The 21,061-nt window shown below is 42.0% G+C and carries 16 protein-coding genes; 6 read left to right on the forward strand and 10 right to left on the reverse strand.

The window, feature by feature from the left end:
* Nucleotides 1–77 precede the first annotated feature (77 nt).
* The gene (locus CWC28_RS02700; protein WP_063701973.1) at nucleotides 78–794 is read right to left on the reverse strand and encodes an enoyl-CoA hydratase/isomerase family protein; all 717 of its coding nucleotides are present in this window, start codon (nucleotides 792–794) and stop codon (nucleotides 78–80) included.
* Nucleotides 795–999: 205 nt separating this feature from the next.
* Between CWC28_RS02700 and CWC28_RS02705 the strand changes: the two genes are divergently transcribed.
* Nucleotides 1,000–1,773: a sulfite exporter TauE/SafE family protein gene (locus tag CWC28_RS02705; protein ID WP_063701971.1), complete on the forward strand. Its 774-nt coding sequence runs from the start codon at nucleotides 1,000–1,002 to the stop codon at nucleotides 1,771–1,773.
* Here the strand turns inward: CWC28_RS02705 and CWC28_RS02710 are convergent.
* The 4 genes from CWC28_RS02710 to mnmC form a co-directional block, all read right to left on the reverse strand.
* Complete coding sequence (locus tag CWC28_RS02710; RefSeq protein ID WP_138624690.1) at nucleotides 1,763–3,241, reverse strand: methyl-accepting chemotaxis protein; 1,479 nt, start codon at nucleotides 3,239–3,241, stop codon at nucleotides 1,763–1,765. The two genes, CWC28_RS02705 and CWC28_RS02710, sit on opposite strands and share 11 nt — an antisense overlap.
* Before the next feature lie 7 nt (nucleotides 3,242–3,248).
* The gene (locus CWC28_RS02715) at nucleotides 3,249–4,085 is read right to left on the reverse strand and encodes a substrate-binding periplasmic protein (RefSeq protein WP_063701965.1); all 837 of its coding nucleotides are present in this window, start codon (nucleotides 4,083–4,085) and stop codon (nucleotides 3,249–3,251) included.
* 93 nt (nucleotides 4,086–4,178) lie between these two features.
* A complete protein-coding gene (locus CWC28_RS02720) occupies nucleotides 4,179–4,814 on the reverse strand; it encodes an SDR family oxidoreductase (protein WP_138624691.1) in 636 nt (211 codons plus the stop codon).
* Nucleotides 4,815–4,939: 125 nt separating this feature from the next.
* On the reverse strand, nucleotides 4,940–6,988 hold the full coding sequence (gene mnmC / locus CWC28_RS02725) for a bifunctional tRNA (5-methylaminomethyl-2-thiouridine)(34)-methyltransferase MnmC2/FAD-dependent 5-carboxymethylaminomethyl-2-thiouridine(34) oxidoreductase MnmC1 (RefSeq protein ID WP_138624692.1): 2,049 nt from the start codon (nucleotides 6,986–6,988) through the stop codon (nucleotides 4,940–4,942).
* A gap of 180 nt (nucleotides 6,989–7,168) precedes the next feature.
* On the opposite strand from mnmC, the gene fabB reads away from it, so the two are divergent.
* The 4 genes from fabB (at nucleotide 7,169) to CWC28_RS02745 (ending at nucleotide 15,349) form a co-directional block, all read left to right on the forward strand.
* The gene (gene fabB, locus CWC28_RS02730; protein ID WP_105174600.1) at nucleotides 7,169–8,383 is read left to right on the forward strand and encodes a beta-ketoacyl-ACP synthase I; all 1,215 of its coding nucleotides are present in this window, start codon (nucleotides 7,169–7,171) and stop codon (nucleotides 8,381–8,383) included.
* A 145-nt stretch (nucleotides 8,384–8,528) separates the two neighbouring features.
* Entirely contained in the window at nucleotides 8,529–9,650 is a 1,122-nt protein-coding gene (locus tag CWC28_RS02735) for a 4-phosphoerythronate dehydrogenase (protein ID WP_138624693.1), read from the forward strand.
* Between the two features lie 32 nt (nucleotides 9,651–9,682).
* Nucleotides 9,683–10,699, forward strand: coding sequence for an aspartate-semialdehyde dehydrogenase (locus tag CWC28_RS02740; protein ID WP_063701954.1), 1,017 nt, complete (start codon nucleotides 9,683–9,685; stop codon nucleotides 10,697–10,699).
* Nucleotides 10,700–11,020: 321 nt separating this feature from the next.
* The gene (locus tag CWC28_RS02745) at nucleotides 11,021–15,349 is read left to right on the forward strand and encodes a FimV/HubP family polar landmark protein (RefSeq protein WP_138624694.1); all 4,329 of its coding nucleotides are present in this window, start codon (nucleotides 11,021–11,023) and stop codon (nucleotides 15,347–15,349) included.
* Between the two features lie 64 nt (nucleotides 15,350–15,413).
* Here the strand turns inward: CWC28_RS02745 and CWC28_RS02750 are convergent, their stop codons facing one another.
* Both CWC28_RS02750 and CWC28_RS02755 read right to left on the reverse strand, forming a co-directional pair.
* Entirely contained in the window at nucleotides 15,414–17,039 is a 1,626-nt protein-coding gene (locus CWC28_RS02750) for a M28 family metallopeptidase (protein WP_138624695.1), read from the reverse strand.
* Between the two features lie 127 nt (nucleotides 17,040–17,166).
* Nucleotides 17,167–18,186, reverse strand: a complete 1,020-nt coding sequence (locus CWC28_RS02755) for an MBL fold metallo-hydrolase (protein WP_249324942.1) — start codon at nucleotides 18,184–18,186, stop codon at nucleotides 17,167–17,169.
* Nucleotides 18,187–18,361: 175 nt separating this feature from the next.
* Between CWC28_RS02755 and CWC28_RS02760 the strand changes: the two genes are divergently transcribed.
* The gene (locus CWC28_RS02760) at nucleotides 18,362–18,955 is read left to right on the forward strand and encodes a TetR/AcrR family transcriptional regulator (protein WP_063701947.1); all 594 of its coding nucleotides are present in this window, start codon (nucleotides 18,362–18,364) and stop codon (nucleotides 18,953–18,955) included.
* A 58-nt stretch (nucleotides 18,956–19,013) separates the two neighbouring features.
* Here the strand turns inward: CWC28_RS02760 and lipA are convergent, their stop codons facing one another.
* Genes lipA through ybeD form a run of 3 tightly spaced genes read right to left on the reverse strand, consistent with a single transcriptional unit; the run spans nucleotide 19,014 to nucleotide 20,927 of the window.
* A complete protein-coding gene (lipA, locus tag CWC28_RS02765) occupies nucleotides 19,014–19,979 on the reverse strand; it encodes a lipoyl synthase (protein ID WP_063702293.1) in 966 nt (321 codons plus the stop codon).
* On the reverse strand, nucleotides 19,976–20,629 hold the full coding sequence (lipB, locus tag CWC28_RS02770) for a lipoyl(octanoyl) transferase LipB (protein WP_105174594.1): 654 nt from the start codon (nucleotides 20,627–20,629) through the stop codon (nucleotides 19,976–19,978). Before lipB ends, lipA begins: the two co-directional genes overlap by 4 nt.
* 19 nt (nucleotides 20,630–20,648) lie before the next feature.
* Entirely contained in the window at nucleotides 20,649–20,927 is a 279-nt protein-coding gene (gene ybeD / locus CWC28_RS02775; protein ID WP_054551674.1) for a DUF493 family protein YbeD, read from the reverse strand.
* Nucleotides 20,928–21,061 lie beyond the last annotated feature (134 nt).

Below are 21,061 nucleotides of genomic sequence, written 5' to 3' on the forward strand. Positions count from 1 at the left end.
ATTACTGCTAGTTACTTTGTGTAATTTTTGGTGCCTTCAACTTGAAGACACCTTTGTCCAGTAACAGCGTTTGTTTCCTAAACAATCAACTGAACGGCATCAATAATCGGTTTGTTTTCTATATCAATGGTGTCGATGATGTGTTTGTGTAGGCGCTTTTTGTGCTCGGCGAAAATTGCGCGTTTTTTATCGAACTGGCTGGCAAATTCGAGGGCGGTATTAAATAAAGCTTCTTTGTTTGGGCAGGCTTGTTCAATAACATGATCCGTGGCAAGTTCGCCTGCGGTAACGCGGCGGCCTGTTAGCATCATCTCGTTAAAACGATAGTCTGGAATAGCTTTTTTAATGAAGGCGAGCATGCCCGGTAAAAACGGGATTGATAAGTCAACTTCTGGGAAGCAGAAAAAACCACGGTCGCTTTGCATAAACCTAAAATCACAGGCGCACGATAAAATTGCACCATTACCAAACGCGTGGCCATTAATTGCTGCAATTACTGGCATTGGGAAGAGTAATAGGCGTTTAAATACCGCATCCATTGAGTGCATAAAGCCACTTACTTCAGCAAATTTTTGTGTTTTTAATGCCGGCATAAGCCAATCGGTATCTATGCCCAAACTCCATGATTTCTCGCTGCTTGAAGTGATCACGAGTGCTTTGTGTTCAGGATTACGTTCGATTTCGTCAAGGCAAGTTAAAAAAGCCTCTGCAAAAGCAGGATTATGGCGATTTTCAGCTGTTGTCATAGTTAAGATAGCAACAGATCCTTGTGTACTTACATTCATCAGTGTCATGCTGTGCCTTCAATTTTATTGTGTTATGGGCATAGTTATATACCATCGGTTTAACAAAATAAACAACAAGTCTGACCAGTTGTAAATTTAGGGGCACTTCTCTTTTGGTTGATATGGTCTTTTAGTCGAAACTATTTTCCAATATATCGCTAATAGTGGTGAGTCATGGTAGCGTTATATCAAACACACTATTTAAAGCGTAACAATGGATTTGATCAGTTGGCAGTTTTTGAGTGGAGATTTATTAAGTCCGATCAGCACAATCATGCTCATTGTGGTTGCGGGCTTTACTTCAATGATTTCAGCAGCTTTTGGTGCGGGTGGCGGATTAATGCTGCTGGTGATCATGGCATCTATGCTTCCTATGAGTGTGGTTATTCCTGTCCATGGGTTAGTGCAGTTAGGCTCTAATGCAAACCGCTTTTTGTTCACGTATAAACATATTGATGGTGCAATGTTTGTGTACTTTTCTTTAGGGGGAGTCTTAGGTGCGCTGGTTGCCTCAACGATTGTAACATCAATTCCCCTTGAATTAATGAAAATAGTGGTCGCTGCCTTTGTGCTTTATTTACTGTGGGGTGTGACGCCAAAGCTCAGAGAAACCTCAAAGTTATGGCGCGTTCTCGCAGGGCTTTGGACCACGTTTATCTCGATGTTTGTAGGGGCAAGTGGGCCTTTGGTTGGCAGCTGCTTATATGTCAATAATTATAATAAGCTTAAATTTACCGCTACTTTTTCAAGCTGCATGACAGTACAACATACCTTAAAAGCGATTTTATATGGGACTGTGGGTTTTGCATTTTGGCAGTGGTTGCCGCTGGTTATGCTCATGATAATGAGCGGTGCTTTAGGTACTTGGCTTGGCCTTAAGTTATTGCACCGCATTTCGTCAGATAAATTTAAAAAGATTTTTCGTTTAGTGTTAACGGTGCTTTCCCTGCAACTTGCGTGGCAGGGAATTATGGCTTTTAGTATTTGAACAAACCCAGTTTAGCAACAATGCCACGTTCTAGTTCATTGAGCTGGCCTATGGTGTTATCGAGGTGCTGAGCTTCTTGCGATAGGCTCTTAGCGCCTTGGTTAATAAGCTGCATGGTATTTAAGATATCAGCGGTCACACTGGTTTGCTCTTCAGAACTTGCTGCAACGCTCTCGTTCATTTGATTAATGGTATTGATTTGTTTAGCAATATCTTTAAACACCGCTTGGCTTTTTTGATTTGCTTGGCTCACTTTATCGCTGAGTGACTTACTTTGCTCAGTTGCGGTTACACAATCAGAAGTATTGTTGTGTAGCGATACAATAATCGACTCAATCTCAGACGTTGAATCATAGGTTTTACTGGCAAGCGCTCTTACTTCATCGGCTACTACAGCAAAGCCACGGCCTGATTCACCAGCACGAGCCGCTTCAATAGCAGCATTTAGAGCCAGTAAATTGGTTTGCTCAGCAATACTTTTTATAACATCGAGCACTTGGCTAATTTCATTACTACTGGCGTTTAGTTGTTTAACTACGTTTGATGTATGGTCGAGTTGTGCAGCTAATTCATCAACCATGTTGCCATTGGCATTCATATTTTGTTCGCCTTGTTGGCATAAGCGATGTACGTCGGTTGTTTGCTGTGCAGTTTGATTGGCTCCTTGTGCAATCTCTTTGGTTGCTTCACTTAACTGACTAAGCGCATTGGTTGCTGAATCAGTGCGGTTATATTCAAGCTCGGCTTCGTTTTTAGAGCGCACAGATGCTTCGTTTACTGTGCTGGCTATCATTTCAAGCTCACTGGCTGTAATGCCTAGCTCTGTAATTATTTCTTGCACTTGCGCTATGAATCGATTGAAACCATCGACCAAATAGCCTATTTCATCATTAGATTGATAGCTAATACGTTTTGTAAGGTCGCCTTCACCTTTGACAATTTCATCAACAAGGCTATTTACGCTATCGATTGGTTTTATCACTAATAGCCGCACGATATAAATAATCACCGCCCCTAAGGTGATAAAAGAGACCAGCAAGGTAATAAACATGGTACGTGTCGACTCAGCAATGGTGCTATGCAGTGCTTTTTGTGAGTAACCAATTTTTATGTGACCAATTAAATTATCTAAATAGTGCAAATCAATAGTTTTGCTAACCGATGTGCTATTGCCTTGTTTAGTGATAGAAGCAAGTGGCTTATTGCGATGATCTGTCACTGAAATGCTATGTACATGTTTGTTTTGCGAAAAGGCTTTAATAATCTGATTGATTAACGGTTCATCATAAGAGAATACTGGCTCGGCTAAAATAACCTGCATTTGCTCATTGAGAGCCGTGATGTCGTCTTGCCATTGTTGTGTTTGACTCGACTTTGCGAGCAGATAGTTTGCACTGATCACGAAGATCACGCTCAGTAAAAGGCACAAAGACAGTGCCAAGGTCATTTTATATTTTAATGATTTCATTGTGCGCTCATTGAAATGGGTTAAACCACAAAGGGCTATTTTTATTAGGTGTGTTCGACGATAACGTTGGGTTATCTAGCTCAATAACGCGACGCGAGCTTAAGTTGGCTTTTGATAAAACCGTTTGTACTTGGCTGTCTGCCAAAAACATGGCGTTAAATGTACCATCAGCAATCATCTCGTTTAGCGCATCATTTAGCTGTTTATGAAGTGTGTGGTTGTTTTTGTTGACGAAAAAGTAAAGTGGTGCGGTGTACTTAATCACCAAATGCGGCTCTACAGTGAGGTTAAGCTCTGAGTGATTGGCAATTTCATCCCAAGGTTCATTCACCCCTCGCGGGAAGTAATCGAAGCGTTCGCCTTCAAGCATTGGGAACAAGTTAGGGTATTTTAATGTGGTAACAACGGGTAGTTGATTTGCTTTTAATATTTTCGTATCTGGCCAGGTTTTACCTTGCCCAGCGGTGAAACGTTTTAAATCTTGTAAGCTAGTTACCGAGCTAAACAGTTCGCGGTTTTGTGCTTTCACTATTGCTACTCGCATGCCAAGTAAGCCACGAAATAAGGGGATATAAACGGCTTGATAATCTTGCTCTAACTGAGTGGATGTCATGCTCCACATCACATCCAGCTGGTTGTTTTTTACATCGTTTAAGATACGTGCGTTAGAGATATCTTTATTGGTTTCGTAAGGGTGAACATACTCTAAGTCAGCCCGTTCAATGGCGCTGATCAATAATTTGTGGGGAAGGGAGGTATCGCCACTGTAACTTTGAACTTTTACCGGTGCGGCAAAACAAGCCGACGTAAAAGTAAAGCAAAAAAGAAAAGCAAAATGACGCATAAAGCACCTTTGTTATTATTATGTAAACAATAAACTAAAGTGCTTTACGCGCTTTCTCAATCTTATTTCTTATGCATACGTATTCATACCTAATCAATCGCTTAGTAGGTTGTCGATTGACTTATCACCATTAAACAATTCAAACACTTGCGGTTTTTTCGGTGTACGTTCAGCAAGGTATAGCAGGGTGTCTGCTACATCTTCACGGTTGATCACCGCATCTTGGCGCGTTGCAGGGCGCGTGGTGGTTAATAGCCCCGTTGCTGCATCATTTAATAGCGTGCCAGGTCTGACAATGCTGTAATTTAATTCGCTATTGATTAAATGTTGGTCAGCCATATGTTTTGCAACTAAATATGGTTTTATACTGCTTTCAATATTATCTGGGGCATCAGCACCAATGGAGCTGACCATAATAAAGTGCTTAACCTTGGCATCTACCGCATAATTAATCGCTTTGACTGCGGCCCATAAATCTATCAGTAAGGTTTTATCTGCACCCGTAGCGCCGCCAGAACCTGCGCTAAAAATCACTTGTTCAACCCCTTCGAAGGCACGGCTAAAATCGTTTTCGAGGTCTTGCTCTACAATCGTTAAATGATTACTTTCAAGCGCACTCAGCTTGCTTTTGTCTCGAACTAAAGCCACTACATCATGACCGCTGGCCAGCATTTTTTCGGTGGTCATTTTACCTATTTGACCCGTTGCGCCAATGATTAAGGTCTTCATATCAAACTCCTTCTAATTGCTGTGTTACTAAAGAGCTTGGGGTGTGAATATATTTTTAAAGGGGAAACTAAAAACGAAATTGTAATCAAGAAAATAACGGGGCTAATTAAAGCCCCATCCTGTCCTTAAATTTTATTGCGAATTAGGTCGCGAACAATAAAACGGCCGGGGTGGATAGCTTGGCTCACGCGTTCGCTAAATGGTCTTGGTTCATCGTTTAAACAAGCAATTAAATGCTCAGCACATAGAGGGGCACTGCACAGGCCTCTTGCGCCAAAGCCAGTGAGAAGATGCAAGCCTTGCTGAGGTTTCGATAGCGCTTGGTACTGATATCGCTTACCTAATCTTAAATTAGCAAACGCACTTATATAATCACGTTGTTCAGCCCACTCACCAGCCATAGGTAGATGGTCGATGAAGGTACATCTTACAGCTGCTTTTGCCGCTGTTATTTCACCTAAGGTCGTTGCAAACTCGCTGTCTGTGTAAAAACTTAATAGTTGTTCGCGATTGGTATGGTTGTCTTGCTCTTTAACTTCACGGCTTTTTGAGTTTTTTTCAAAGGTTGCGCCCATACAATGATGGCCATGATATTCAGGAGTAAAATAGCCCTTATGGCAAAGCACTGTCTTTAGGCGTTTTGACTGCTCGCTTGCTTGCACATGCGAGACTTGGCCGCGCACACCAACAACAGGCAGTGCGTGAGTTTGGCTAAACTGGTCACTGTGTTCACCTGCACAATTAATCACATCGCTAAATGGTCCGAATGTTTGCTCTTTTGTGTGTAATAACCAGCCATCAGCGGTTTTCTCGAGCTTTTCAATATGGCAATTAAAGTGACTGTCCATTTTATTATTGGTAGTCGCAGTTAACGAATTTGCTGCATTAAAGAGTGCTGTAACCAGGGCTGGTGGATTTACCCAGCCGCCTTTTGCAAAGAACACACCTGAATAACCCGTTTCCACGCCGGCAATTTCGTCGCCTTCTTCGGCGCTTACATTCCGCAATAATTCAGCTGGCCAAAGTTCTTTATCGGCAAGGTTTTGATGTTTATCAGCTAGGCCTTGTTTAACCGCATGTTGTAATACACCACACCACTGGTGGGGGTAGTCAAAACCATCATCAAGTAATTGTTGGTAAAGACGCATCGCATATAAAAAACTATGAGCGAACATTTCACTGTGCGGTGAGTTCTTCGCTTGCAAATGCGGATAAACAGCCCCTTGTACATTGTGAGAAGCGCCCATGGCAAGCGCTTCATCTTGGCAAAAAAGCGTGGCTTTTAGGCCTCTTTTTGCCAGTGAATACAGTACACTGCTACTGGCAATACCACCGCCAATAACAGCCACATTACTCAATTCACTTTGCTGATGAGCAAAGTACGCTGGCCCTGATTGTTGCTCATTAGGCTCAGTTAGCTCGCCAATCAGCATTTCGCGTTTTTTACCATAGCCTTTAGCTTTACTCATGCTAAAGCCTGCTTCGATGAGTCCTCTTCTGACAAAGCCTGCGGCCGTAAAAGTGGCGAGTGTGGCATTTGCTCTAGAGATAGCCCGCATTTTGTTGAACAAACTCTGTTGCCACATATCTGGGTTTTTGCTTGGAGCAAAACCATCTAAATACCACGCATCGACAACTCCTTCACTTGGGTAACTCATGGCATCAATGCTGTCTTGTACGTCACCAAAATAAAGGTCGAGTACTAGTTTGCCGCCAGCAAATTCAAGGCGATGGCAGCCGGCCAAATTAATTGGGTATTGAGCAATTAGTTGCTCACTATATTCAGTTAAATTAGACCAGGCTTTGAGTGCTTGAGCGAGGTCATCACGCTTAATAGGGAACTTTTCAAAAGAGATAAAGTGCAGGCGGGTAACACTTTTTTTACCACTATGGTCGTGTTGATTTTGAACTTCTTGCTCTGCATGCTGCCTATCAAGGTGAGCTGCAAAGTGTTGCCATGTATTTAAAAAGTTAAGCCCGGTACCAAAGCCTGTTTCAGCAATGGCAAAGTGGTTACGGTCATGATTTTGTAATCGTTGCGGGATATGGTTTTGTTGATAAAACACATAATGTGATTCGGCTAAGCCATCATCATTAGAGAAATAAACATCGTCAAACTGATCGGCGACAGGGGTACCAAGGTGATTAAAATGAATATGTGCGTTTTTGATCATGGTTTAACTAATTAACTACAAACTTTTTTTCATTATTTTACGTGTTTTCTTTGAAATAGTCTGGCGTTATTTATAAGCTAGACATTCAGAGTACATGTGTACGCTAGAAAGCTGACCACTTCGAGAGTAATTTCAGCGTAAAATAGAACACAATTTAGTATAGAGCTAAGGTAATTACCCATGAGAAGAGCCGTTATTACGGGCATCGGTGTTGTTTCAAGCATCGGTAACAACAAAGAAGAAGTATTAGAATCATTAAAACAAGGCCGTAGTGGTATCGCGTTCAACCAAGAGTTTGCTGACTACAACCTACGTAGTAACGTATCTGGCAAAATCGATATTGATGTTAAAGAGTTTGTTGATCGTAAAGCAATGCGCTTTATGGGCGATGCAGCGGCATACGCTTATATCTCTATGGCACAAGCGATTGAAGATGCAGGCCTTAGTGAAGATCAAGTTTCAAACGAGCGCACTGGTTTATTAGTGGGTTCAGGTGGTGGTTCATCTAAGTGGCAAGTTGAAGCCGCTGACATTTTACGTGAAAAAGGCGTAAAACGTGTTGGTCCTTACATGGTACCACGTACTATGGCGAGCACGACTTCGGCGTGTCTTGCAACACCATTTAAAATCAAAGGTGTTAACTACTCGCTAAGTTCAGCTTGTGCAACATCTGCACACTGTATCGGTCACGCGGTTGAGCAAATTCAATTAGGCAAGCAAGACGTCATCTTTGCAGGTGGTGGTGAAGAGCTTCACTGGACACTCGCAATGGAATTCGATGCAATGGGTGCATTGTCTACTAAGTACAATGAAACACCAGAGAAAGCATCACGTACCTATGATGCAAACCGTGATGGTTTTGTTATCTCTGCTGGTGGCGGTATCGTTGTTGTTGAAGAACTTGAGCATGCACTTGCTCGTGGCGCGCACATCTATGCAGAAATCACAGGTTACGGTGCAACATCTGACGGCTACGACATGGTAGCTCCATCAGGTGAGGGTGCTGTACGTTGTATGAAGCAAGCAATGCAAGGTCTTGAAGGCGGTATTGATTACTTAAATACTCACGGTACTTCAACGCCTGTTGGTGATGTGAAAGAGCTTGGTGCTATTCAAGAAGTATTTGGTGGTAACTCGCCAATGATCAGTGCAACCAAAGCGATGACAGGTCACGCTTTAGGTGCAGCAGGCGTTCACGAAGCAATCTTCTCGCTGTTAATGCTTGAGCATAACTTTGTTGCTCCATCTATCAACATTGATGAACTAGATGAGCAAGCTGCAGGTCTAAACATTGTAACTGAGCGTAAAGACGTTGAACTAAATACAGTTATGTCTAACAGCTTCGGTTTCGGTGGCACTAACGCCACATTAGTAATGAGCAAATATAAAGGTTAAACCTCTCCAGTATTTGCTTAAAGCCGAGCAATAGCTCGGCTTTTTCATTTGTTATAAATTACCCCAAAATCGTCTTAGTTGTTACCTATCCGAATACTGATAAATTCGCTACAATAGCGCCACTTTCTGCCTCTCGGACACACAAATGAAAATTCTTGCAGATCAAAATATGCCATTGGTTGAGCAGTACTTTGCCGATTTTGGTGATGTTGAGCGATTTGATGGCCGTAATCTTCAACCCGAGCAGCTAGTCGGGGTCGATATTTTGTTAACCCGTTCAGTTACTAATGTAGATAAAGCCTTACTCTCTCAAGCAGATAAATTAAAATTTGTGGGCACAGCAACCATAGGTGTTGATCACATTGATACCGAGTTACTTGCTGAGCGAAATATCGCATTTAGCAGCGCCCCAGGGTGTAATGCTGTGGCGGTAGCGGAATATGTAATTAGTAGCTTATATGCCTTGAGCCAAGAAAACGCCAGTTCATTACAAGGCAAAACCATCGGCATAGTGGGCGTTGGCAGTATAGGTAGCTGTTTACGTGATAAGTTAAGCTTGCTTGGCATGAATGTGCTGTTATGTGATCCACCTAAATATGAAGCCGGTGAGCTTGCAGAGCATATTGAGTTAGACACATTACTAGCTCAAGCTGATATTGTGACTTTTCACGTGCCATTAGTTAAGCAAGGGCCACATAAAACCTTGCACATGCTAGACGAAACACGCTTAAAAGCACTTAAGCCGGGTATGACGATTATCAATGCAAGCCGAGGTGATGTGATTGATAACCAAGCATTACTAGCATTGTTTGAGCAAGGCGCAAAATTAGATTGTGTGCTTGATGTTTGGGAAAACGAACCCAATATACTGACTCCTCTGCTTGAATATGTGCGTTATGCCAGTGTGCATATTGCAGGGCATACACTTGAAGGCAAAGCCCGCGGTACACAAATACTGTATCAGCAAGTGTGTGAGCTTGAAGGTATCGCAGCGCTTAAGTCTCTGGACGACTTTTTGCCTGAGCCAATTAGCCACTCTGTCACGCTAGGTGAAACCTTTAACCTTGACGATATAGGTCGCTTGGTGCACTTAATTTATGATGTGCGTCGCGACGATGGCATTCTACGAAGTAAATTAGCAAGCGAAGGCTTTGATAGTTTACGTAAGAATTACCCGCCACGACGCGAGTTTAGTACGTTGTCTGTGGCTGCAAACAGTGCATGTGAAGGCGCATTAGCTGCACTGGGATTTAGAATTAACGAATAAAGCCATTTGCTTTATTCAAAAGAGGAAAACACATGTCGCAAAAATTTAATGTAGCCGTTTTAGGTGCCACAGGTTTAGTGGGTCGTCAAATTATCGAAACTTTAGAAGATCGTAAGTTTCCGGTAGACCAATTATTTTTACTCGCGAGCAGCCGTAGTGCCGGCGAAGAAATTCAATTTCGCGGTGAGAGCATTGAAGTAATCGATGTCGAAGAGTTTGATTTTAGCCAAGCTCATATTGGTTTATTTTCAGCAGGCGGCAGTGTCTCTGAAAAATACGCACCGATTGCGGCAGAAGCAGGCTGTGTCGTAATTGATAATACCTCACACTTTCGTAATGACTACGATGTACCATTAATTATTCCTGAAGTGAATGCATCAAGCTTGGCGGATTTCAGAAATCGCAACATCATTGCAAACCCTAACTGTTCAACGATTCAAATGCTGGTGGCGTTAAAACCAATTTATGATGCTTATGGTATTGACCGCATTAACGTATCAACATATCAGGCCGTATCGGGTGCGGGTAAAGAAGCGGTTGATGAACTAGCCAAGCAAACAGCAAACTTAATGAATGCTCGCCCAATGGATAATGCCGTTTTCCCTAAACAAATTGCTTTTAACGTGATCCCACAAATCGACAGCTTTGAAGATAACGGTTATACCCGCGAAGAAATGAAAATGGTTAACGAAACACAAAAAATCTTAGGTGATAACAGTGTTGTGGTTAACCCTACCTGTGTTCGTGTTCCCGTGTTCTTTGGTCACAGTGAAGCGATTAATATTGAAACGCGTATGCCAGTAGATATCGAACATGTTAAACAGCTATTAAACGATGCACCTGGTGTAGAGTTTATTGAAGACTTAGCTGATTACCCAACGGCTGTGTCAGATGCAAGTGGTAACGATACTGTATACGTAGGTCGTTTACGTGCTGATATTTCGCATCCACATGGTTTAAATATGTGGGTTGTAAGTGATAATACGCGCAAAGGTGCAGCTACAAATAGTGTGCAGATTGCTGAAGAGCTAATCGCAAATTATTTATAAATCTGATGATTTAGGCTGAGCTAAATTTGACAGAAAGCGGCAATTTGCCGCTTTTTTTGTGAATTCACTGCCAAATTATTGCCGCATACGTTGTAAAAGCGTATAAACTTAACGATAACAATAAAAAAGTCTCTCAGCCGCTAATATTTAAGCTATTTACTATCAAGGTGTTGCAATAGATATTGCAAGGCAACTAAGTTATAGTTTGCAGCTGGAATAGAGCTTGCAAGAAAGCATAATTAAGAATCAATTCTGCAAGAATTACTTGATGTTTAAGCAACCAAGGTTGCTGCGTTAACATTTAAAACATAAAGGATCAGCATGCGCGGTTTAGCAACACTCTTCATATTAGCGTCTGCATTGGTGGTAACACCGACATACTCTGATGAAGGCTCCACACTTAAAGGCCCTAAAGGTGTCGATTACGGTGCGCAGGGGCGCTCAATTGGTCCGATTAAGCCGACCGATACACTATGGCGCATTGCCGCTAAAATTCGTCCAGACAACTCTGTCAGTATTTATCAGGTCATGCAAGCTCTGTATGACAAAAACCCATCGTCATTTTTAGACCAAAACTTGAATCACATGCGTGATGGCGCATACCTAAAAATCCCAACGATTTCAGAGATGCGTGCGGTCAATCCGACGCTAGCAAAAGCACGTTCTGAACAAGATGATGAGCTTTGGGAGAAAAAGAAAAACGGCACACTGACCACTGCTGAAATTAATGAATCGCAAAAGAAAGTAACTCAAGCTCGCAAAGTTGATGTAGACGAAGCAAAACAAGAGCTTAAACAAGAAATCAACACCATTAAAACAGAGCAGGGCACGCAACTAGTAGAGCTTCAAAAGCAGTTTAAATCATCGGTTGAAAACGTTGAAGAAATCTTAGCTGAGAACAACAAGCTCAAAAAGCAACTTACCGGTATTTCTAAAGAGCTTGAAACTGTTCGCGATCAGCTTGGCCAAGACAGTGAAATTCAAAAACAGCTGAAAGAGCTGATAACTAAACAAAATGAAATTATCGAGCAGCAAAAAGCAAAAAAGATTGAAGAGGACAGTGGGTTTAACTTTTCGAATTTACTGAGTAATCCATTTGTTCTCGGTGCATTAATGTTTATTCCTGCATTACTGATCATTGCTGCCGTTGTAATGTTTTTGAAAAAACGCAATAGCCCTAGTGATGATACGAGTGCCAGCGATGACGATGAGTTTTTACCTCAAAGCCCAACGTTTAAGGCTAATGACGATTTAGAACCTATGGTCGAAAGCGACCCTCTAGTACCTGATCCAATTGAAGACCACGATGATTTAAGTGTGCGTTTAGATGATGACTTAGATCAAGATATGCTGCCAGATGACGACATTATTTTCGACGACAGTATTGATGATAGCTTTGATGAAGATGACAGTATTTTAAACCAAGATGAGTTAGAGGGTTTATTAAGTGATGACATCGAATTTAATGATGAATCATCAACTATGGCTGGCGACGATGATGATTTAGATGCATTTTTACAGCAAGATTTCGATCAAACTGATGATGACAGTTTAGGTGATGAAATAGACCTAGATGTTGAGCAGCCTCAGGCAGATTTGTCTGGTGATATTTTAAGTGCTGATGACATTGACGACCTTTTTGATACTGACGATGACTCATTAGATAACGCGAATGATGAAATGGCAGCACTTAGTGAAGAGCTGGCAGAAGATGACGCGGAAGATGATTTTGACATTGATAGCTTAATTGATGAGCAAAACAATACTGATTCTAATCAAGACGTTAATCTAGACGATATCGATGATTTACTTGATGAAAATAATGACGCATCAGCCACGAACGTTGAAGCTGAACTTATTGACGAAGATGACTTCGATATCGACAGCTTAATTGATGAAGCGCAAACCGAAGAGCCATCCTCAGATCTTAATGATGCATTAGAAAATGATGATCTTGATGATGCGCTGGATGTTGATGACATTGACTCGTTATTAGATGACGTTCAAGAAGAACAAGCGTCAGTCGAAGAACCAAGTGCAGATCAACTCATTGACGAAGATGATCTTGATATCGATAGCTTAATTGATGAAGCGCAAGTAGCAGAGCCAGCAGCTGAAGAGAACGATGCATTAGAAAATGATGATCTTGATGATGCACTGGATGTTGATGACATTGACTCGTTATTAGATGACGTTCAAGAAGAACAAGCATCAGTCGAAGAACCAAATGCAGATCAACTCATTGATGAAGATGATCTTGATATCGATAGCTTAATTGATGAAGCACAAGTAGCAGAGCCAGCAGCTGAAGAGAACGATACATTAGAAAATGATGATCTTGATGATGCGCTGGATGTTGATGACATTGACTCGTTATTAGATGACGTTCAAGAAGAACAAGCATCAGTCGAAGAACCAAATGCAGATGAGTTAATCGACGAAGACGAGCTTGATGATGCCCTGGATGTTGATGACATTGATTCATTATTAGATGAGGCGCAAGAAGAGCAACAGCCTGAAGAAATACAAGAATCTGAAGAGCTTGTTGAAGCGTTTACAGAAGAACCAAGCGCAGACGATTTAATCGACGAAGACGAGCTTGATGATGCCCTTGATGTTGATGACATTGATTCACTCTTAGATGAAGCACAAGAAGAGCATCAGCCTGAAGAAATACAAGAACCTGAAGAGCTTGTTGAAGAATTAACTGAAGAATTAGCAGAAGAGCCAAGCGCAGACGATTTAATCGACGAAGATGAGCTTGATGATGCCCTTAATGTGGGTGACATTGATTCTCTCTTAGATGAAGCTCAAGATGATCAACAGCTTGAAGAGATACAAGAACCTGAAGAGCTTGTTGAAGAGTTAACTGAAGAGCTAACAGAAGAGCCAAGCGCAGACGATTTAATCGACGAAGATGAGCTAAGTGATGATTTCGATACTAATGATATCGACTCACTTCTTGACGATGTTGGTGCAGAGCCGCAAGAGCCTGAACTCTTGGATGAAGATGGCTTAGATGTTGATGACAATGATATTCAAGACATGCTTGAGCAAGATGATGAATTAGATGTGACTGATATTGATTCATTATTAGAAGAGGATTCTATTGATGAACACGATTCAGACTCTGAAGACGAGCTTGAAGAGCTTATTCAACAAACAAATGAGCTGAAACAAGATACCGAAGCGCAAATTTCTGATTTAAGCCACGAGCAAAACATCAATACTGAGCATGATGAAAACCTGCAAGAGTCTCTTGAAGATTTAGCAGATGCGGATCAAGTAATAGATGACTTAAATGTTGAATCAGTTGCCTCAGAGTTAGTAGATGAAGCAGATGATACTGACGAAGTTGATATTGATGAGGCACTAAATCATGAATTTAACGAAGATAGCGACGAGCTATTAGATGAAGATGACAGTCTTGATGAATTTGATGATCCATCACTGAAAAGCGTCGATGAGTTATTAAGTGAAATCGATGAAGAAGACGATTATGTCGCAGCACCAGATTGGTCAATTGATGAGCCTGAACAAGATATTGAAGAGGTTGAAATTGACTTAGGCGATGATCCGCTAGCCGATGAAGACTTAACGGATGAGTTTGATTTAGCAGGCGAAGAAGAGCCTCTGCAGCAAGATACGGTAACGCCTAGCCAAGAGTTAGAAGAGTACCCAGAGCTTGAGCTAGATGAAGCTGGTTTTGAGTTAGATGACTCTGATGAACAAGCTTCTGAAGAATTAGATGCTGATTCGCCATTACAGTTAAGCCAAGCGGAGCAAGACCTTGCAAATTCTTTAGCAGCAGGTAATGAACTTGATCAGCTAGACGATGATTTTGATGATGATATCTTGCTTGATAATGAATTTACAGAACAAGACATGCTTGATCCTGAAGATGATTTACTCTCTTCTTCAGAAAACGAAGCGCCATCAGTACAACCGATTGAAGAGCCGATTGATGCTGAAGTGGCTGATAGTCAAGACGAATTAGAGGATTTCCCAGAATTCGAATTAGACGATATTGAGCTTGATGATACGACAGCAGCTGAGCAAACAATTGCTGATTTAGAGTCAAATTTAGCCGATGAGACTGACTTGAGTGAAATGTCAGACGATGAAATCGATGATGATTTTATGGCTGACTTAACTCAAACCGACTTTGATGCGCTGTTAAATGAATTAGCAGAGCCAGACGAAGCAGATATCAGTGATGCCAGTGAGTTCGATGTTGATTTTAATGCACTGTTAAATGAAGATTTACAGGGTGAAAGCGAGCAACCAGTTGAACCTGAAGTAGAGCACATAGAAGAGGCGCAACAAGCGCAACAACCTTCTGATGATGAGTTTGTCGATATCGACTCGTTACTTGAGCAAAGTGATGATGAAGCACTCGACCATGAACCTTATGATGATATTGATATGGATGTAGGGTTAAGTGATTTTAATGATTTACTTGCCGGCGATAACCCAACTGATGTTGATGCCGAAAGTGGTGGTTACTCAGCAAAACTGGATTTAGCACGAGCATATATCGAAATAGATGACTTTGATGCAGCACTGCAAGCCATTGAAGATGTTATTGCCAATGGCCCAGAGGAAGTGCAAGAAGAAGCACAATCACTTAAAGCTAAAATTAACGAGTAATAAGTAAAACTAACCAATAAAAAACCGAGCTAACTAGCTCGGTTTTTTTATATCTAAGCGAAGATTATTGCGTGTCTTGTAAGCGACGAGTTTTGAAATCAGACTCGGCTTTCCACTTAGGCCAATCGCCGTTATTAGCAAGTTTAGCGGCAATATCTACGATCAGCTCAATATCCTGCTCAACACCACCCATCGACCAATCTGCTGAATAGTCGTCAGCTTCTTTGTGATATTTATGGGCGATGTAATCAGGATCTGTATCACCTAAGCTCATAAATAGTAAGCTAGGCACGCCTTGCTTAGCTAGAGAGAAGTGATCAGAGCGGAAGAACAAACCATTTTGAGGACGAGGGTCCATTTTTACATGACGACCTTGTGCTTTCGCTGCATCTGCAAGGTAGTCTTCCATTTCAGACATGCCTTTACCGTATTGTAATATGTAGTCAACGCCATCAAGTACGTTCATACCATCAATATTAAGCAGTGCGACCATTTGCTTGGTTGGTACAATTTCGCCAGTAGCGAATTGCTCAGAACCAATAAGCCCAGTTTCTTCAGCCGTAAAGTTGGCAAAGATAATCGAGCGTTTAAATGGTTTTTTCTTATGCATTTCAGTAAGAATACGGGCTATTTCTACCGTTGCTGCGCTACCTGATGCGTTATCAACAGCACCATTGTAGATTTTCACGCCTTCATCAGTTTGCTTGGTGCCAAAGTGGTCCCAGTGTGCACCAATTACAATGTACTCATCAGGGGTTTCGCTACCTCTAAGCGTTGCAACAACGTTATGCGATTGTGCTTGAGAGATATCGCTTTTCAGTGTTAGGGCTGCTTTCGCTTTTAAGTCGACAGGTTTAAAGTCAGCTTTTAGTGCGTTGGCCTTTTCGGTTTGATAATCAAGACCCGCTTGAGCAAATATTTCATTTGCCGCTTGTTCGTCAATCCAGCCCATTACAGGGATGTCAGAAGCGTTTTTATCTTGGTCGATTAAGGTATATTTACTACCCGTGTTCGAGCTTTCTACAACGCCCCAAGGGTAAGCTGCAGGAGCCGTTTCGTGAACGATAAATACCGCTTTTGCACCTTGGCGTGCACCTTCTTCATATTTGTAAGTCCAACGACCGTAGTAGGTCATAGCATTACCGGTGAAAAGTGCGTCGTCTTGGGTGGCAAAACCAGGATCATTAACAAGTACAATGATTGTTTTGTCTTTTACATCAATATCTGCAAAGTCATCCCAGTTATATTCAGGTGCATTAATACCGTAGCCAACGAACACTACATCAGAGCCATCAATGTTGATTTCAGGATTAATCTGCTGCGTACGGGCGGTAAAATCACTGCCAGCATTAAAACTTAAATCACCTACTTTTAAGGTCATGTTTTGATCTGGAGTGAGTTTTGCCATGGTAACTGGCTGTAAAAACTCGCCATTAAAACTGCCGCTTAAGCCGAGTTTTTTATATTCGTCGGCTAAATAGTTAATGGTCAGTGTTTCGCCTTCAGTTAAAGGGCCGCGGCCTAAGAATTCATCAGAGGCGAGGGTTTTAATATGTGAGCGTACATTGGCAATGTTAACGGCTTCATGGCTGCTTGCGCTTGTTGCATCAGCGCTTGATGTTGGTTGCTCAGAGCAACCGAATAAACCAACTGCAAGTGCCAAACTTGCATACTTAAGGTGAGTTGTCATAGTTTTTCTGGTTGATTGCACAGGGTTTCACTATATGGGACGCGAAGGGGGGCTGTCCAGAAAGAGTCTACAAATAACTAATTATTCAGGATGAAAGGATAATAATGCACCTTTCACCCTGCCAATTTTACCACCACGCTTTATCAATCGCGGTATCTTGAATCTTAAAAACCTCTCCAACTAGCGGAGTACTCAGTGATACTTGCTCCTGTCCTGCTTTTTTAGCGACACGTTTAAGTGGGTCATACCAAGCATGAAAGGCGAGATCGAATGTTCCATTATGCACTGGCACCATTACATCACCTTGTAAATCGAGATGGGCTTGCACTGATTGTTCTGGTGTCATATGAATGTCAGCCCAATCTTTGTCGTAAGCGCCGGTTTCAATAAAGGTGATATCAAATGGCCCATAACGATGACCAATTTCTTTAAAGCCAGCAAAATAGCCAGAGTCACCGCTAAAATAAAAGCGCTTGTCATTTACTTTAATAGCCCAAGAGCCCCAAAGGGTTTTATTGCCGTCTGTTAAACCTCGGCCAGAGAAGTGCTGGGTTGGTGTAAATACAATTTGGCTATTAGCTATATTTTGCTCTTGCCACCAATCAAAACTATGCACTTTTTGTTCATCAACGCCCCATTTTTTCAGGTCGTTTTCGACTCCTAATGGCACATAAAAAGAATCTGTTTTATCAACAAGCTGTTTAATTGCTGCTTTATCTAAGTGGTCATAATGGTTGTGTGAAATAAACACCTTGGCAATATTAGGTAACTCTGCAATGCTGATAGGTGTTGGCTGAAAGCGCTTTGGACCCATGAATGAGAAAGGCGAAGCGCGCTCTGAAAATACTGGATCAAATAGCCAGTATTCGCCATACACTTTCGCTAAAATAGAGGAGTGACCTAGCTTTACAAAATGCACTGTGTCATTTGATAAACGCTCAAGCTGAGCGTGAGAAACAGAATGCATAGGCAGCTCGCCCTTTGGCTCTGCATCAATTTTCTTTTCAGTAATAAAGCGTTTGAAGATACCTAGCGTTTTCTTAAAGCTGGGTCTTTCTACTTCAGCACTATTGTGGAACTTGCCATCAGATAATTGCGCAGAGTGGCTGTTCTCACTCACGCCTTCAGCGGCTAATTGATTATTCATAATAAACACTCCTATCACGATGCATAGAGTGGCGATTGCGAGCCATTTTAGAAATTTCATATCGTCACCATAAGTAAACTACACGGTGTAGTTTTTCATGGTTTGCTATAAAAGTAAACTATCTAGTGCATTTTTTATTTTTGCGTTACACTAGTAACCCTTATCGGAGGGGTCCATGAAATTATCACAGAGAAAACGATTAGATATTTTGAATGCAGCTGAAACATTGTTTTTTCAGCAGGGTGTTGAGCATACAAGTATGGATCAGGTTGCAAGCTTAGCGGGTGCCTCAAAGCGCACCGTATACAATCACTTTGAAAATAAAGATGTGTTGTTTCAAGCTATTCTAGTGTTTATGTTTGAAAAAGTTCGCCAAGAGCAAGCGGTGGTGTTTGATGCTGCTTTGCCAATTGCTGAGCAATTAACACGCATTGCTGAACAAGAAGTCACGTTACTCACCTCTGAAGAGTTTTTAAAAGTAGCGAAAGTCGCTTTTATGCAAATGTTACAGCAACCTGATTTAGCAAAATCATTAGCCAGTAATAACATGGGCTGTATGCAAGATCTGGTGGCGTTTTTAGAAGCGGGTGTGCAAGCGCAGGTGTTAACGATTGATGATGTTGAGTTTGCGGCAAAACAGTTTGTTTATCAGTTAAAGTCGCTGATCTTTTATCCGTTGCTGTATGGCTTTGAGCGCCAAGAAGGCGACTCAGACAACAAAGTGATAAGCGAAACCGTGAAAATGTTCTTAGCGCGTTATGGGCGCTGATATTTTGGAACATTAAAAAGCCCGCTTAATGCGGGCTTTTTGACATCTGTAAGAAGGCTTACTTCACTTCTTTACCAGCTGCTTGTTGGTCAGCATGGTAGCTTGAGCGAACAAATGGGCCACAAGCTGCATGTGTAAAGCCAATTTCATCTGCATACTCTTTTAGTCCATCAAACTCTGCTGGCGGCACGTAGCGTTTAACCGGTAAGTGGTGCTTAGAAGGTTGCAAGTATTGACCTACGGTAAGCATATCAACGTTGTGTGCGCGTAAATCGCGTAACACTTCTTCGATTTCACTGATCTCTTCACCAAGACCCACCATCAAGCCAGACTTCGTTTTCACATTTGGGTGTGCTTCTTTAAAACGACGTAATAGCTCAAGTGACCACTTATAATCAGCACCTGGACGCGCTAATTTGTATAAACGCGGTGCTGTTTCTAGGTTGTGGTTAAATACATCTGGTGGCGTCTCAATTAAGATATCAAGGGCTCTGTCCATACGACCACGGAAATCAGGTACTAAGATTTCAATTGTGATATTTGGATTGTGCTTACGAATTTCACGAATACAATCAGCAAAATGCTGTGCACCGCCATCACGTAAGTCATCACGGTCTACTGACGTGATTACAACATAGCTCAGCTTCATGTCCTTAATAGTCAGTGCGAGCTTTTCAGGCTCAGCTGCATCTGGCTTTAATGGACGGCCGTGGGCAACATCACAGAACGGGCAACGACGAGTACAAATTGCACCTAAAATCATGAAAGTCGCTGTACCGTGGTTGAAACATTCAGATAGGTTAGGGCATGATGCCTCTTCACACACTGAGTGCAAACCATGTTTACGCATCGCTTGTTTAATACCATCAATACGCTCGGTTGATTTTGGTAAGCGAATTTTTAGCCACTCTGGCTTACGCAGCATTTCGTTCTTTTCAGTCGGTAAAACTTTAACTGGGATCAGCGCCATTTTTTCTGCATCACGCAGTTTTACGCCCGGTTCCATTTTGACTGGTTTATTCATTCGTTTTCAAACCCTTCAGTGTGCTTAACCACAGTAGCATTAAGCTTTTTAATCATGTGTTTTACAAGCCCTGCACCTGCTTGCTCGAGGTTTTGCGGACCGTTAAGGTCGGTTGTTTGCACCATGTTCATGCCAGCATAGCCGCATGGGTTAATACGTAAAAATGGACTAAGATCCATGTTTACATTAAGTGCTAAACCGTGGAAAGAGCAACCGCGGCGAACGCGAAGACCTAATGAAGCAACTTTGCTATCGTTAACGTAAACACCCGGTGCATCTGCTTTTGCGTAGGCATCAATGTCATAGTCTTTTAACGTGTCGATAATGCACTCTTCAAGCCAGGTTACCAGCTCTCTTACACCAATGTTTAAACGGCGTAAGTTGAACAGCACATACATCATTTGCTGACCCGGTCCGTGGTAGGTTACTTGACCCCCACGGTCTACTTGGATCACTTCGATATCACCGGTATTTAATAAGTGCTCAGCTTTACCAGCTTGGCCTTGCGTAAATACAGGCTCGTGCTCTACAAGCCAAATTTCATCGGCAGTGTGCTCATCACGGGTGTCGGTAAAAGATTGCATTTTTTGCCAAATTGGCATGTAACGCTGACGACCTAATTGACGAACGATTAATTCTCTTTCGCTCACGAGTTACTCCGTAATCGGCCTATAGCATGTGACGTACGTCATCGATGTTGCTGATCACGTTATAAATTTCTTCAATGTGCTCTTTACTTGTAACGGTTGCTACAAGCGTCACAGATTCGTAATTACCCTTGCTGCTTGGTTTAACCTTTGGCGCATAGTCGCCCGGAGCAATTGGTTGCAGCTTTTCTAGGATCTGATCCGTCAGATTTACGTTTGCTAAGCCCATGATTTTAAATGTGAATGGGCAAGGGAAATCTAAATACTCGTCAAACTTAGTATTTTTTACAGGTTGAACCACGACGGTGACTCCTCAAACAATGCGTGTGCTTAAAAGAAGTGATCTCTACCATTTCTTGATATTAAGCAAACTTAGATTACGACGCACTCGACCCAGCGCGACTGATATGGGGCGCATTCTATCATTTTTCAGAC

The sequence above is a fragment of the Pseudoalteromonas sp. S4492 genome (genome assembly GCF_005886115.1).
GTDB lineage: Bacteria > Pseudomonadota > Gammaproteobacteria > Enterobacterales > Alteromonadaceae > Pseudoalteromonas > Pseudoalteromonas gelatinilytica.

What these genes read in the sequence shown, in the direction of transcription:
- mnmC (WP_138624692.1), bottom strand. Translation starts at nt 6,988, where the DNA reads ATGATCAAAAACGCACATATTCATTTTAATCACCTTGGTACCCCTGTC.
- CWC28_RS02735 (WP_138624693.1), top strand. Translation starts at nt 8,529, where the DNA reads ATGAAAATTCTTGCAGATCAAAATATGCCATTGGTTGAGCAGTACTTT.
- CWC28_RS02700 (WP_063701973.1), bottom strand. Translation starts at nt 794, where the DNA reads ATGACACTGATGAATGTAAGTACACAAGGATCTGTTGCTATCTTAACT.
- CWC28_RS02710 (WP_138624690.1), bottom strand. Translation starts at nt 3,241, where the DNA reads ATGAAATCATTAAAATATAAAATGACCTTGGCACTGTCTTTGTGCCTT.
- CWC28_RS02755 (WP_249324942.1), bottom strand. Translation starts at nt 18,186, where the DNA reads ATGAATAATCAATTAGCCGCTGAAGGCGTGAGTGAGAACAGCCACTCT.
- CWC28_RS02720 (WP_138624691.1), bottom strand. Translation starts at nt 4,814, where the DNA reads ATGAAGACCTTAATCATTGGCGCAACGGGTCAAATAGGTAAAATGACC.
- CWC28_RS02740 (WP_063701954.1), top strand. Translation starts at nt 9,683, where the DNA reads ATGTCGCAAAAATTTAATGTAGCCGTTTTAGGTGCCACAGGTTTAGTG.
- CWC28_RS02745 (WP_138624694.1), top strand. Translation starts at nt 11,021, where the DNA reads ATGCGCGGTTTAGCAACACTCTTCATATTAGCGTCTGCATTGGTGGTA.
- CWC28_RS02760 (WP_063701947.1), top strand. Translation starts at nt 18,362, where the DNA reads ATGAAATTATCACAGAGAAAACGATTAGATATTTTGAATGCAGCTGAA.
- fabB (WP_105174600.1), top strand. Translation starts at nt 7,169, where the DNA reads ATGAGAAGAGCCGTTATTACGGGCATCGGTGTTGTTTCAAGCATCGGT.
- CWC28_RS02715 (WP_063701965.1), bottom strand. Translation starts at nt 4,085, where the DNA reads ATGCGTCATTTTGCTTTTCTTTTTTGCTTTACTTTTACGTCGGCTTGT.
- CWC28_RS02705 (WP_063701971.1), top strand. Translation starts at nt 1,000, where the DNA reads ATGGATTTGATCAGTTGGCAGTTTTTGAGTGGAGATTTATTAAGTCCG.
- CWC28_RS02750 (WP_138624695.1), bottom strand. Translation starts at nt 17,039, where the DNA reads ATGACAACTCACCTTAAGTATGCAAGTTTGGCACTTGCAGTTGGTTTA.
- lipA (WP_063702293.1), bottom strand. Translation starts at nt 19,979, where the DNA reads ATGAATAAACCAGTCAAAATGGAACCGGGCGTAAAACTGCGTGATGCA.